This window comes from Ruegeria sp. AK4, assembly GCF_056541025.1.
The window spans coordinates 62,818-75,985 of sequence record NZ_JBQFXS010000007.1 but is presented as its reverse complement, the minus strand read 5'-3'; the positions used below and the strand labels follow the sequence as shown (position 1 = coordinate 75,985).

Genomic DNA, 13,168 nt, shown 5'->3' with positions numbered 1-13,168 from the left:
TCGTAGCGGTGATTCGGCGAATTGGGAATCTGTGCTATAGTGGTCACAGGCGTTGCCGGCTGGTCCGGCCACGGGCAACCTTATGCCGGATCCGTCCCGCGGCGCATTTCGTCAGGGAAAGGGATCAAGATGGCAAAAACTATCGGTAATCCGATCAGCTGGGTGGCCCAAAGCCTTGGCGCTACCAGCGATCACGTCACGGAAAGCGTATCCCGGATCGGCAGCTCGGAAACCCGCGAACTGCCGGTGGTGCAAACGCTTACATTGCAGGATCTGCGCGCCTGTCTGCGGGCGGGGTATCACGATTTCCTCGAAACCCGCGCCGATGCGATATTTGTGGTGCTGATATACCCCATTGCCGGTCTTCTGATGTTCGGATTTGCGGTGAACATGAATATGGTGCCGCTTCTGGCCCCTCTGGTCGCAGGGTTCGCCCTGATCGGCCCGGTCGCGGCAGTTGGATTGTACGAGATCAGCCGCAAGCGCGAACAGGGCGGCGCGGTCCACTGGCTGGACGCGTTCGGGGTCTTCCGCTCACCGTCCTTCGGCGCGATTCTGGCGCTTGGCTTTTATCTGGTGATGCTGCTGCTGATCTGGCTCTGGGTTGCTGAAGGCATCTACGAGCGCACGCTGGGCCCGGAACCGCCTGCCTCGCTTGGCGCATTTGCGACCGATGTGTTCACCACCAGCGCAGGCTGGACCATGTTCGTGGTCGGCACGGCGGTCGGGTTTGTCTTTGCCCTGTGCGCGCTGGCCATCAGCGTCGTCAGCTTTCCGCTGCTGCTGGATCGCAAGGTCGGCGTGCCGGTCGCGGTCGTTACCTCGGTCCGCGTGCTGCGGCACAATCCGGGCGTCGTTCTGACATGGGGCTTCATCGTCGCGGTCCTGCTGGTGCTGGGCGCGATTCCGATGCTGCTTGGGCTGATCGTGGTGATGCCGGTGCTGGGCCACGCGACCTGGCATCTGTACAGACGCGCGGTCGCCTGACCCGCGCCGTTACCCGCCGGATATGTTCAGAACGATCTTGCCGATATGGCCCGAGCTTTCCATGCGCGCATGGGCGGCTGCGGCCTCGGCCAGATCGAATTCTGAATCCATGACCGGAGCGACCCTCCCGGCCTCCAACAAGGGCCAGACGGCCTCGCGCAAATCCTGCGCGATCTTGGCCTTTGCCAGATCGCTTTGCGGGCGCAAGGTGCTGCCGGTCAGGGTCAGGCGTTTAACCATCATCAGGGCAAAATTCAACTCGACCACCGGCCCCTGCAAAAAGGCGATCTGCACCAGCCGCCCGTCCTCGGCCAGAGCCTTGACGTTGCGCGGGATGTAATCCCCGCCCACCATGTCGAGGATCAGGTTCGCGCCGCCTTCAGCCCGCATGACGCCCACAAAATCCTCATCCCGGTAGTTGATCGCCTTTTCCGCGCCAAGCTTCACACAGGCCTCGCATTTTTCGTCCGACCCGGCGGTGGCAAAGACGCGCGCGCCAAAGGCGTTGGCGAGTTGGATCGCGGTGGTGCCGATTCCGCTGGACCCGCCATGGACCAGAAAGCGTTCTCCTGCTTTCAATCCGCCACGGGTGAAGACGTTGGACCAGACGGTGAAGAAGGTTTCGGGCAGGCAGGCGGCCTGTTTCATTCCCATACCAGCAGGCACGGGCAGGCAATGCGCGGCGGGCGTGGCGACATATTCTGCGTAGCCGCCGCCGGGCAGCAGGGCGCAGACCCGATCGCCGATCGCGACTCCTTCGACGCCCGCACCCACAGCCACCACTTCGCCCGACGCTTCCAGCCCCGGCAGATCGCTAGCCCCCGGCGGCGGATCATAGGCCCCGGCGCGCTGCAGGGCGTCCGGCCGGTTCACCCCGGCATAGGCCACTTTCAGGATCACCTGCCCGGCGTTGGGCTCGGGCATGGGCCGTTCGGTCACCTGCAAAACATCCGGGCCGCCGGGGGTGGTGATCTCAACAGCGCGCATCATCTGGGTCATCGGCAAATCTCCTTTGCCCAATGCCTAGCAGGCCTGCGCTCAAACGCCCAGACAGTTACTTTCGGGGGTTCAGAAGCCCCGGCAGATCAGCACGCATCTTCATCGGGGCCCGCACCTGACCCGCCAGCCAGTTCGGTACCGCCAGAAACGGCTTCAGCAGCGGGTTCCCGTTCACCTGCGCCTTGAGCTTTTCGAACTGCATCACATCGCCGATGCGCCGGTCCAGAAATTCCCACGTGCGCTGATGATCCGGGGTCTCATCCCCCAGCCAGAACAGCAGGGTCGAGGAATAGACCCCCGACAGCGTCATCCGCTTGGTGTACCAGTTCACATCGTCCGAGGTGTCACCCAGCGCGTCCCAGATCAGATCGCAAGTCTGCCACAACGCCTTGGCCCCATCCGCCGCATGGGTCGGCAGCGAAAACAGCGTCATGCCCCGGCGCACCAGTTCTTTATCCTCGACCGCCTCAAGCCGGAACCGCACGGCGGCGGCGATCTTTTCGCGGAATTTCAGCGCGCTCAGGTCCTCGGACTTGATTCGCTCCAGCATGGCCGCATCGCCGCGCGCGTGAAAGGCCAGCGCCAGATCGACCGCCCCGCGCGGACAGATGGCGCGCGCCAGACCGTCATCGATTTCGCAATCGGAAATCGCCGCCCGAAAGCTTGTTTCCGACCAGCCATCGAAAGGAACATGGATCAGAATTGCATCCAAAAGCTGCTGCTTGGCATCTTCGTAGGTAACGGTCATGGCGGTTCTCCGGCTTTCAGCCCCAGTACTAGACAAGATAGGCCCGCTTTGCTATACGGCCAATTCCTGCAATTTCCTTGCAACTCTATCTAGAAAGGTGGTGACAACCACATGCAGGTTAGTGTTCGCGACAATAACGTCGATCAGGCGCTTCGTGCCCTGAAGAAAAAGCTGCAGCGCGAAGGCGTGTTCCGTGAAATGAAGCTGAAGCAACATTTCGAGAAACCGTCCGAGAAGAAAGCGCGCGAGAAAGCTGAAGCGATCCGCCGTGCCCGTAAACTGGCACGCAAGAAAGCCCAGCGCGAAGGTTTGCTCTAAAACCTCGCTCGTCCAGCTTTGGATGACACTATTTGACGACCCCCGAGGCCCCGCCCGGGGGTTTGTCGTTTTCAGGGCTGGTTCTTTTCCGCCGACTCGCGCCGGGCAGTGTGCGGCAAGCTGCCAATTCCGGCTCAGCAACATTTTGCCCGGCATTTTGCAGCGCAGCGAATCCCGTTCAGGTAGCGCGGGCCTGCCGGATTTCGCTCAACTGATAAGCGCCCCTGTCCCCTGCCGCGATGCCCCATGTAACTGGCCCCGTCGAAACAGACGGCAAACCAAACGGAGGCAAAATGTCGACTGCAAGCACAATCGAGCAGGAAATGCTGGCGCTTATCAACGCCGAGCGCACATCCCGCGGGCTGAACGCGCTGAAACTGGAAACCAATCTGAATGAATCGTCCGAGGATCACAGCACCTGGATGCTGAACACCGACATGTTCAGCCATACCGGTGCCGGCGGCTCCAGCGCGACCGAGCGGATGCGCGATGCCGGGTTCGACCTGTCCGGCAGCTGGCGCACCGGTGAAAACATCGCCTGGCAATCCGAACGCGGCGCGCCGGGCATCAGAGATGATGTGGCCCAGCTGCATCAGAATCTGATGAACAGCCCCGGCCACCGAGCCAACATCCTGAACCCCGAGTTTGAATATATCGGCATCGGGATCGAGACCGGGGATATGCAAGGCTTTGACGCGGTCATGGTCACGCAGAACTTCGCCACCACGGACGGAACGGTGGTTCTGGATAGTGGCGCGGCGACTCCCCCCGCCCCGACACCGCCGGTGGCCGAGGTGCCAGTAACCGACCAGCCAGCGCCCGATCAGCCTGTGACCGAGGCCCCGGACGTTGCGGATACACCCGCCCCCGCGCCGGACACACCGGACACGGATGTCACGAACGACCCGACGCCGGACACGCCCGACGTGGATGTCACCGAAACCGAAGATCCCGCGCCGGAAACGCCCGATACAGACGTCACGGAAACGGACGATCCGGAAACTGAGACACCCGACACGGATGTCACCGAGACGGACGACCCGGTCGCCGAAACGCCTGATACCGATGTCACAGAAACCGAAGAACCGGCACCGGAAACGCCCGATACGGACGTAACCGAAACGGCCGACCCCGCGCCGGAAACACCCGGGACAGATAGTGGCGAAACAGATGACGGATGTTTCGACGTCGCCGCCTTCCTTGCCGAGATCGAGGCGTTTATCGAAGCCCTGCAATCGCGGCTGGATCAGTTTGCCTGGGATGACAGCGGGATGGACCCGTCAGATTCGACCGAAGCGTTCGATCTGGTGATGGACGATTCTGAAACCGTCGAAGAAGACACGCCGATGTCAGATGTTGCATGCGATGATACAGCCGATGTCTTCCAGTTCAATTTCTACACCTTCGACTGCATGATGGACGCCGCCTGAGCGGCCCTTCCGGTGCGAGGCAGACCCTCTGCCTCGCACAGCCGGGGTCAGTAGATCTTCGGCACGTGAAGCTCATCCGGCAGAACGCGGCGTTCGTATTCGGGATTGTAGCGCCGATCGGGCAGGTTGACCTTTTCCTGCGGCACATCCTCATAGGGGATTTTGGTCAGCAGATGTTCAATACAGTTCAGGCGTTCGCGCTTCTTGTCATTGCCCTCCACGATGTACCACGGGGCCTCGGGGATGTTGGTGCGAAACAGCATGTCTTCCTTGGCCTTGGTATATGCCTCCCACCGGATGCGGGATTCCAGATCCATCGGCGACAGTTTCCACTGCTTCATCGGGTCGTGAATGCGCATGAGGAATCGCAGCTGCTGTTCCTCATCCGTGATCGAGAACCAGTATTTCAGCAAAATGATCCCCGACCGCACCAGCATCCGTTCGAATTCAGGAACGTCCTGAAAGAACTGTTCGACCTGATCGTCGTTGGCGAAACCCATCACCCGCTCGACGCCTGCGCGGTTGTACCATGAGCGGTCGAACAGAACGATCTCGCCCGCAGCAGGCAGGTGCGGGACGTAGCGCTGGAAATACCACTGGCTTTGTTCACGACGGCTGGGGGCGGGCAGGGCAACGACACGGGCCACCCGCGGGTTCAGCCGTTGCGTGATGCGCTTGATCACGCCCCCTTTCCCGGCGCTGTCGCGGCCTTCGAACAGGATACAGACCTTGGCCCCGGTGTGCTGCACCCAGTCCTGCACCTTGATCAGTTCGGCCTGCAGGCGCAGCAGGTTGCGGAAATAGACCTTGCGGTCCAGCATGTCCGGGTGTTGGTCCTTGTAAATCTTGCGGACTTCCATCGAGAGCATCGGCTCGCTGAACTCGATCTCAAAGTCCTCGTCCAGCGTGTCTTCCAATTCGGCTTCCAGCCAGTCTTTGGGCGCGTCATTGTTTTCGTAAGCCAAAATCAGCTCCTTCTCAGTCAACGGGTTCGGACCGTACCGGGTATGTGTAACCGCCCGATGTCATCGGAAAAATTGATGCCATCGCAATGGAACGGCTGTGCGGGGTCCTGTTGGGTGAAACAGGCGCAATTTCAACAGCCCTGCGGTCTTTGCCCTCAATGTGACCCGGACGGGCGGCAGATACAACCGGCAGAATTGCCGCAATGCCAACAGGTTGCCGGCCGGGCCGGACTGGCGTCTTGCAATGGCGTATATTTTCGCGGCAACACTGCGGTCAGCAAAACTGTGGAACGCACGTGGCCTTCTTTCTGTCTCAACTGCCGGTCCTCTGGCCCTGGCTGATCCTGATCGCGGCGCAGGTCCTGGTGCTGACGGGCAGAACCGCCATCGGATTGTCCGTTCTGGTGCTGTTCGGCAGCGTCGCGCTGAGCCTCGGGCTGATGTCGCCACTGGCCGCTGCGATCATTGCTTTGGGAGTGTTGGGCGCGTCGTTTCTGCCCCGTCTGTCGGGATGGGCAGCCGGGCTGGGACATCTGGCACTGATTGTCTGGTGCGTGGCACTGGGCGCGCATCTGGTTCCGGGGTTCTACAACCTTCGGATTCTGGATCAGGTTCTTGCCGGGCCCGATAGTGCCGCCTTCACCCTGCATCTGAACATGGACAAGCCGATGGTGTTCTTCGCCGTCCTGCTGGCCTGGCCCGCAATGCTGAACACCGGGCGGATGGTAAACCTTCCGAGTCTTATTTTCGGCCTCGCCCTGCTGCCCATCCTGTTCGCGATTGGGCTGGCGGCAGAAGCCGTCCGGCCCGAGATCACCCTACCGCCCTGGTGGCTGATCTTCGCACTTTCAAACCTGTTTCTGACCTGCCTGACGGAAGAGGCGTTTTTTCGCGGCTACCTGCAATCCGTCCTCGTTTCCCGGATCGGGGTAGCAAACGGAATCGCTCTGGCCAGCCTCGCATTTGGTCTGGCCCATTTCGGAGGTGGACCCGAGCTGGTAATCTTCGCCTCGCTTCTTGGTCTGGCCTGCGGATTGGCCTATTCTGCAACCGGTCGGCTGTGGGTGCCGGTCGCGATGCACTTCGCCTTCAACTTCGTGCATCTGGTCTTCTTCACCTACCCGGCCCCGGCCTGAGCCTTAAACCGGCAGGGCCGTGGTCTTGAACACGGTCCGCAGGGCAAACGAGCTTTGCATCTGCGCCACCCCGGGCAGGCGCGACAGATACTGCCGGTGAATGCGGGCAAAATCCTCGGTGTTTTCGGCGACGACTTTCAGGATGTAATCCGCCGTCCCGGCCATCAGATGGCATTCCAGAACATCCGGAATGCGCGCGACGGCCTTTTCGAACGCATCCAGCACCTCTTCGGCCTGACCCTGCAGGGTGATCTCGACAAACACCGTTGTGGGCACGTTCATCTTGCGGGCATCCAGCAGGGCGACATAGTTGCGGATATACCCCTCGGCCTCCAGTCGCTGCACGCGGCGGTGGCAGGCCGAGGGCGACAGATTCGCCTGCTCTGAAAGCTCGGCGTTCGACATTCTGCCGTTCCGCTGGAGCGCGGACAGAATCTTCCGATCCGTCGTATCAAGGCTCATTCATGCACATCCTTTGCAAGAAGCTGCCATCTTACAGGAAATTCTTCCCGGAAAAAGCTCTTTCGCACGCAATGTTTCACAGAAATTGCAACGAAGAATGCCCATAATTTAGGCAGTTTATGAATGGAGTCTCTCATGAAAATCGGCTGCCCCAAGGAAATCAAACCGCAGGAGTTCCGCGTCGGCATGACCCCCAACGCCGCGCAGGAAGCGGTGGCGCGCGGTCACGAGGTGATCATCGAAACCGGGGCCGGGATGGGCTCGGGCTTTGACAATGACGCCTATGTTGCCGCCGGTGCCCGTATCGTTGACACGGCGGAAGAGGTGTTTGCCACCGCCGACATGATCGTCAAGGTCAAGGAACCGCAAGCGGTCGAACGCAAGATGCTGCGCGAAGGGCAGCTGCTGTTCACCTATCTGCACCTTGCGCCCGATCCGGACCAGACCCACGATCTGTTGGAATCCGGTTGTACCGCGATTGCCTATGAGACCGTGACCGATGCCAATGGCGGCCTGCCGCTGCTGGCCCCGATGTCCGAGGTTGCCGGTCGTCTGGCCCCTCAGGTCGGGTCATGGACCCTGCAGAAGGCCAATGGCGGCCGCGGTGTGCTGATGGGCGGTGTTCCCGGTGTTGGCCCGGCCAAGGTCGTGGTGATCGGCGGCGGTGTTGTCGGCACCCACGCCGCCAAGATCGCGGCGGGCATGGGCGCGGATGTGACGGTTCTGGACCGGTCCCTGCCCCGCCTGCGCTATCTGGACGATGTGTATGGCCGCCAGTTCAAGAACCAGTATTCGACCGCCGGTGCAACGGCCGAACTGATCCAGGATGCCGATATGGTGATCGGCGCGGTCCTGATCCCCGGTGCCGCCGCGCCCAAGCTGATAACGCGCGAGCAGCTTTCGACCATGAAACCGGGTGCGGTTCTGGTGGACGTGGCCATCGATCAGGGCGGCTGTTTCGAGACCTCGAAGGCCACCACCCATGCGGATCCGATCTATAACGTCGATGGCGTCATGCATTACTGCGTTGCCAACATGCCGGGTGCGGTTGCGCGCACCTCGACCATTGCTCTGGGCAACGCCACGATGCCGTTCATGCTGGCGCTGGCGGACAAGGGCTGGAAACAGGCCTGTCAGGACGACCCGCATCTGATGGAAGGTCTGAACGTCCATGCCGGTCAGCTGACCTATTACGCGGTTGGCAAGGCACTGGGGATCGACGTCGTCTCGCCCAATATCGTGGTCAAATCGTAAATCCTCCCGCCCCTGAAAACGGCCCCTGCCGGGGGCCGCTTTACAGCGTTGGGCAAAGCGCCGCGCCAAAAGGCGCGGCGCAGTTGCGTTCAGGCAAGCAGCCTTAGCCCTGTTTCTGGATTTCCACCGAATGCGGATAGGGGATCGAAACGCCCTTGTCGTCAAAGGCTTCCTTGACCGCCTTGGTCAATTCGAACTTCACATCCCAGTAATCCGCCGCCGCACACCACAGACGCGCGGTCAGGTCCACCGAACTGTCACCCAGATTGGTCACCCGCACCCAGGGCTCAGGATCGTGGTGAATGCGGGCATCCGCCTTGGCGATATCCAGAATGATCTGCATCGCCTTGTCGGCGCTGTCGCCATAGTCAATACCGAACACCAGATCGACCCGGCGCGTGTCATGGGCCGAATAGTTGGTGATGACAGTGCCCCAGGCCTGCCCGTTCGGAACGATGATCTGCACATTGTCAGGCGTCACCAGTTCGGTCGTGAACAGGTTCAGGTCCTTCACCGTCCCCGCCGTGCCGCCGATATCGACATACTGGCCCAGCTTGTAGGGCCGGAACACCACCAGCATCACCCCGGCGGCCAGATCGCTGAGCGTGCCCTGCAGCGCCAGACCGATGGCCAGCGACGCGGCACCCAGGATGGCCACGATGCTTGTGGCCTCGATGCCGAAAATGCCCAGAACGGCCACAAGCACCATGGCCAGAATGGCCCATTTGACCAGGCTGGCCATGAAATTGCCCAGCGTCGGGTCAATCTGCGGGGTCGCGTTGATCCGGCGGCGCACCATGCCACCGATCGCGCTTGCCACGATCCAACCCAGAATCAGAACGACCAGAGCCTTGACCGCACTCATGATCAGGGGGGCGAACGCGCCTACCTGTGTTACGACCTCATCCACGCGCATCTCCTTTCAACAACAAGAAACCCGCGTACTTCACGCGGGGTCGGCGGAGTTTGTGCCAAAAATGCCTTTCGGTCTAGGTGCCAGTCGGCCCGGTTTTCCCCGTTGTTCACCGGCAAACACCAATTGACCGGTATTGCACATCATTTGGGCCTTACAAGAACGGGTGTCGCGGCCTACCTTTTGAGGAGCCACTTCAACAGGAGCCCCCGATGCTGGACGCCAAATCACACCCGATCATGAACCGCTGGCCTGCGCAGTTCCCGGAAAAGATCCAACTCTATTCCTATCCGACCCCCAACGGCGTCAAAGCCTCGATCATGCTCGAGGAAACAGGCCTGCCGTATGAGGTGCACAAGGTCACGCTGGCCGATGCCGATGTCAAAAGCCCCGAGTTCCTGTCGCTGAACCCCAACAACAAGATTCCCGCCCTGATCGACCCCAACGGGCCGGATGGCGAGCCGCTGGCCCTGTTCGAAAGCGGCGCGATCCTGCTGTATCTGGCCGAGAAAAGCGGCCAGTTCATTGGCCAGACCGCGGCAGACAAACACCGGGTCACCCAATGGCTGATGTTCCAGATGGGCGGGCTGGGGCCGATGTTCGGCCAGTTGGGCTATTTCCACAAATTCGCCGGCAGCGAGATCGAAGACCCCCGCCCCCGCGAACGCTATGTGGCCGAGGCCAAGCGCCTGCTGAACGTTCTGAACGGGCAACTGGACGGGCAGAACTGGATCGCCGGAGACTATTCCATCGCCGACATCGCCATCGCGCCCTGGCTGCGCGGGCTGGACTATTACGACGTCAAAGAGGTGATTGGCTGGGACGGCTACACCAACGTTGCCGCCTATCTCGACCGCTTTCTGGAACGACCGGCGGTCCAGAAAGGCCTGCTCATCCCCGCGCGGGACTGATCCAAAAAACCGGGCAGCGGCGCCTGCGCGCCCTGCCCCAACCTCAGCCGGGCAACGCGCCCGTCAGGACATAGCGCAGGATCTCAACCACCTGCGCCGGCTCTTCCGCCACGGCCAGCGCGGCGGCATCCACCTCTTTCAAAGCGTGCTGGTGGTCGGGACCATGCAGCACGATGATCGACTTTCCCAATGCCGCTGCATAGCCCGCGTCAAAGGCCGCATTCCACTGCTTGTACTTGTCGCCAAAGCGCACGACGACCACATCCGCGTCCGAGATCCCCTTGCGGGTCCGGATCGCGTTGACCATCGCGCCCTTGTGATCGTGCCAATACTTGTTCGGCTCCGCCCCCAGAATCGCCACCCCGCAATCGTCCGAGGCCGCGTGATCCGTCACCGGGCTGCTGAAGGCAACATCCAGCCCCTCGGCCCCCGCCACGATCTGCTCACGCCAATCCGTGTGAATCTCACCAGACAGATAAACCTTCAACATCTGTTTCTCCTCCTATGAAAATGGGGCGCACCCCGCCCCTTCATCTTTTCAAAAATACTCCCGCCGGAGGCGGAAACGCCCTTAGCCCCGCAAAACGCCGCCCGTGGCTTTCGCCACCTTCTCGACGATCTTGGCACTGACCGCCTCGATGTCCTTTTCCTTCAGGGTCGCGTCCAACGGCTGCAGCCGCACGGTGATGGCCATGGACTTCTTGCCCTCACCCAGACTGCCCCCGATGAATTCGTCAAAGACGCGCACATCCTCGATCAGCGCCTTGTCGGCCCCGGCGGCGGCATTGACCAGCGTCAGCGCCTCGACGCCCGCGTCGACGACAAAGGCAAAGTCACGCTCGACCGCCTGCAGGTCCCTCAGTTCAAGCGCGGCGCGGGTGGCACCGGATTTACGTGGCAGCGGCACCTCGTCCGGCCAGATGGTGAAGGCCACTGCCGGACCCTTGATGTCCATCGCCTGCAGCACGCGGGGGTGCAGCTCACCGAACACGCCCAGCACTTTCTTCGGACCCAGACAGATCTTGCCATGACGGCCCGGATGCCACCAGGCATCGCCGTCGCGCAGGATCTGCACCTTGGCGGGCGCGCCTATGGCCGCCAGCACCGCCTCGGCATCCGCCTTGGCGTCGTAAAGGTCCACCGGGCGGGACGCGCCATGCACATCCTTCGGGCCGTTGCGGCCAACCAGCAGGCCTGCAATCTGGGTTTTCTGATCGCCGGGCTCCCCGTCATGGAACACCGGGCCAACCTCGAACAGGGCCAGATCGGCATAACCGCGCGCCTGATTGCGGGCTGCGGCCTGCAACAGACCGGGCAGCAGGTCGGGGCGCATATGGCTCATCTCCGACGAGATCGGGTTCTCCAGCCGGGTCACATCATCCCCACCCCCGAACAGCGCTGCCGAGGCCTGATCGATGAAGGTATAAGACACGCATTCATTATACCCCAGCGCCGCGCATGTGCGCCGCGCCATCGACTGACGGCGCTGCGTCGGGGTCATCACCGCCTTCGGAATACCATCCGTCACACGCGGCAGCGGCTTGCCCTGCAGCTTGGTCAGCGAGGCAATCCGCGCGACCTCTTCCACCAGATCGGCCTCACCCATGATATCGGGCCGCCAACTGGGCACATGCGCCATCTCGCCTTCCAGACGGAAGCCCAGACGGGTCAGGGTCTGGCGCTGCTCGGCCTCGGGAATGTCCATCCCGACCAGCGACTGCACGCGGGCGGAATCCAACTTGTAGGCCCGCGCATGGTTCGGGGCTTTCCCGGCCTCAACCACCTTGGACACCTCACCGCCGCAGATATCGAGGATCATCTGCGTCGCCTGTTCCAGCCCTTCCAGCGTATATTCGGGATCGACACCGCGCTCGAACCGATAGCGCGCGTCCGAGTTGATCTTAAGCGCCCGACCGGTCAGCGCAATCTGCACATGATCCCAGAACGCGCTTTCAAGGAACACGTTGACCGTTTCCTCGGTACAGCCGGTCTCCTCACCGCCCATGATCCCGGCGATGGATTCGGGGCCCTTGTCATCCGATATCACCATCATGCCGGGCTGCAGTGTGTATTCCTTCTCATCCAGCGCGGTCAGCGTCTCACCACCCTTGGCGCGGTGCACCCGCAGGTTGCCCTGCACCTTGTCAGCGTCGAACACGTGTAGCGGGCGGTTCTGATCGAAGGTCATGTAGTTGGTGATATCCACCAGCGCCGAAATCGGCCGCAGACCAATCGCCTTCAACTGATCCTGCAGCCATTGCGGGCTGGGGCCGTTCTTCACGCCCCGGATCAGACGCCCGGTGAAATGCGGCGCGCCGTCCAGCGTGTCCTCATCAATCACCACCTTGATCGGGCTGTCGAAATCACCCGGTACCGGCGCATAGTCGCGCTGTTTCAGCTTGCCGATGCCCCGCGCCGCCAGATCGCGCGCAATCCCCGCCACGCCCAGCGCATCGGGGCGGTTCGGGGTGATCGCGATCTCGATCATCGGATCAACTTTCGAAGGCTCATTCTCTGCCAGCCAGTCGACGAACTTGTCGCCCACCTCGCCCGAGGGCAGTTCGATGATGCCGTCATGTTCCTCCGACAGTTCCAGCTCGCGCTCGGACGCCATCATGCCAAAGCTTTCGACACCGCGGATCTTGCCGACGCTGATGGTCAGGTCCAGACCGGGGATATACATGCCCGGCTTGCAGACCACGACCGTGATCCCTTCGCGCGCATTGGGCGCGCCGCAGATAATCTGCAGATCGCCCTCATCGGTTTCCACCGTGCACACGCGCAGCTTGTCCGCATCGGGATGCTTTTCCGCGTGTTTCACATGGCCCAGCGTAAAGCCTGCCAGCCGGTCCGCCGGGTTCACGATCTCTTCGACCTCGAGCCCGAGATCGGTCAGCGCCTCGGCGATTTCGTCAACCGAGGCATCGGTTTCCAGGTGGTCTTTCAGCCAGGACAGAGTGAATTTCATTGCTCGGGGCCTTTTTTGGCAGATATCCAGTCCGCAAAGGCAATGGCAAAGATTGCGCCAAGGTGCAAGGCTGCGCG

Annotated in this window: 13 protein-coding genes; 6 read left to right on the top strand and 7 right to left on the bottom strand. The window is 61.7% G+C overall.

Going from position 1 to position 13,168, the window contains the following annotated elements; all coding sequences use genetic code 11:
• Nucleotides 1–129 precede the first annotated feature (129 nt).
• Nucleotides 130–987: a DUF2189 domain-containing protein gene (locus ACR0EZ_RS14180; protein ID WP_480614065.1), complete on the top strand. Its 858-nt coding sequence runs from the start codon at nucleotides 130–132 to the stop codon at nucleotides 985–987.
• 9 nt (nucleotides 988–996) lie between these two features.
• On the opposite strand, the gene ACR0EZ_RS14175 is transcribed toward ACR0EZ_RS14180, so the two are convergent.
• Both ACR0EZ_RS14175 and ACR0EZ_RS14170 read right to left on the bottom strand, forming a co-directional pair.
• Nucleotides 997–1,986, bottom strand: coding sequence for an NAD(P)H-quinone oxidoreductase (locus tag ACR0EZ_RS14175; protein WP_480614063.1), 990 nt, complete (start codon nucleotides 1,984–1,986; stop codon nucleotides 997–999).
• A gap of 55 nt (nucleotides 1,987–2,041) precedes the next feature.
• A complete protein-coding gene (locus ACR0EZ_RS14170) occupies nucleotides 2,042–2,734 on the bottom strand; it encodes a COQ9 family protein (RefSeq protein ID WP_480614061.1) in 693 nt (230 codons plus the stop codon).
• A gap of 111 nt (nucleotides 2,735–2,845) precedes the next feature.
• On the opposite strand from ACR0EZ_RS14170, the gene rpsU reads away from it, so the two are divergent.
• On the top strand, nucleotides 2,846–3,052 hold the full coding sequence (gene rpsU, locus ACR0EZ_RS14165; RefSeq protein WP_005614280.1) for a 30S ribosomal protein S21: 207 nt from the start codon (nucleotides 2,846–2,848) through the stop codon (nucleotides 3,050–3,052).
• Nucleotides 3,053–3,345: 293 nt separating this feature from the next.
• Entirely contained in the window at nucleotides 3,346–4,482 is a 1,137-nt protein-coding gene (locus ACR0EZ_RS14160) for a CAP domain-containing protein (RefSeq protein ID WP_480614059.1), read from the top strand.
• Between the two features lie 47 nt (nucleotides 4,483–4,529).
• Here the strand turns inward: ACR0EZ_RS14160 and ppk2 are convergent, their stop codons facing one another.
• On the bottom strand, nucleotides 4,530–5,447 hold the full coding sequence (ppk2, locus tag ACR0EZ_RS14155; protein ID WP_480614057.1) for a polyphosphate kinase 2: 918 nt from the start codon (nucleotides 5,445–5,447) through the stop codon (nucleotides 4,530–4,532).
• Nucleotides 5,448–5,743: 296 nt separating this feature from the next.
• Between ppk2 and ACR0EZ_RS14150 the strand changes: the two genes are divergently transcribed.
• Entirely contained in the window at nucleotides 5,744–6,583 is an 840-nt protein-coding gene (locus ACR0EZ_RS14150; RefSeq protein ID WP_480614056.1) for a CPBP family intramembrane glutamic endopeptidase, read from the top strand.
• Nucleotides 6,584–6,586: 3 nt separating this feature from the next.
• Here ACR0EZ_RS14150 and ACR0EZ_RS14145 read toward each other — a convergent pair whose 3' ends face one another.
• On the bottom strand, nucleotides 6,587–7,045 hold the full coding sequence (locus tag ACR0EZ_RS14145) for an Lrp/AsnC family transcriptional regulator (RefSeq protein WP_480614054.1): 459 nt from the start codon (nucleotides 7,043–7,045) through the stop codon (nucleotides 6,587–6,589).
• A gap of 135 nt (nucleotides 7,046–7,180) precedes the next feature.
• Between ACR0EZ_RS14145 and ald the strand changes: the two genes are divergently transcribed.
• Nucleotides 7,181–8,299 carry an alanine dehydrogenase gene (gene ald, locus ACR0EZ_RS14140; protein WP_480614052.1) on the top strand — a complete coding sequence of 373 codons (1,119 nt, stop codon included), beginning with the start codon at nucleotides 7,181–7,183 and terminating at the stop codon, nucleotides 8,297–8,299.
• 103 nt (nucleotides 8,300–8,402) lie between these two features.
• On the opposite strand, the gene ACR0EZ_RS14135 is transcribed toward ald, so the two are convergent.
• Entirely contained in the window at nucleotides 8,403–9,215 is an 813-nt protein-coding gene (locus ACR0EZ_RS14135; protein WP_480614050.1) for a mechanosensitive ion channel family protein, read from the bottom strand.
• A gap of 209 nt (nucleotides 9,216–9,424) precedes the next feature.
• Between ACR0EZ_RS14135 and ACR0EZ_RS14130 the strand changes: the two genes are divergently transcribed.
• A complete protein-coding gene (locus ACR0EZ_RS14130; protein WP_480614049.1) occupies nucleotides 9,425–10,123 on the top strand; it encodes a glutathione S-transferase family protein in 699 nt (232 codons plus the stop codon).
• A 43-nt stretch (nucleotides 10,124–10,166) separates the two neighbouring features.
• On the opposite strand, the gene ACR0EZ_RS14125 is transcribed toward ACR0EZ_RS14130, so the two are convergent.
• A complete protein-coding gene (locus ACR0EZ_RS14125; protein ID WP_480614047.1) occupies nucleotides 10,167–10,613 on the bottom strand; it encodes a YtoQ family protein in 447 nt (148 codons plus the stop codon).
• Between the two features lie 81 nt (nucleotides 10,614–10,694).
• Nucleotides 10,695–13,091 carry a phenylalanine--tRNA ligase subunit beta gene (pheT, locus tag ACR0EZ_RS14120; RefSeq protein WP_480614045.1) on the bottom strand — a complete coding sequence of 799 codons (2,397 nt, stop codon included), beginning with the start codon at nucleotides 13,089–13,091 and terminating at the stop codon, nucleotides 10,695–10,697.
• Nucleotides 13,092–13,168 lie beyond the last annotated feature (77 nt).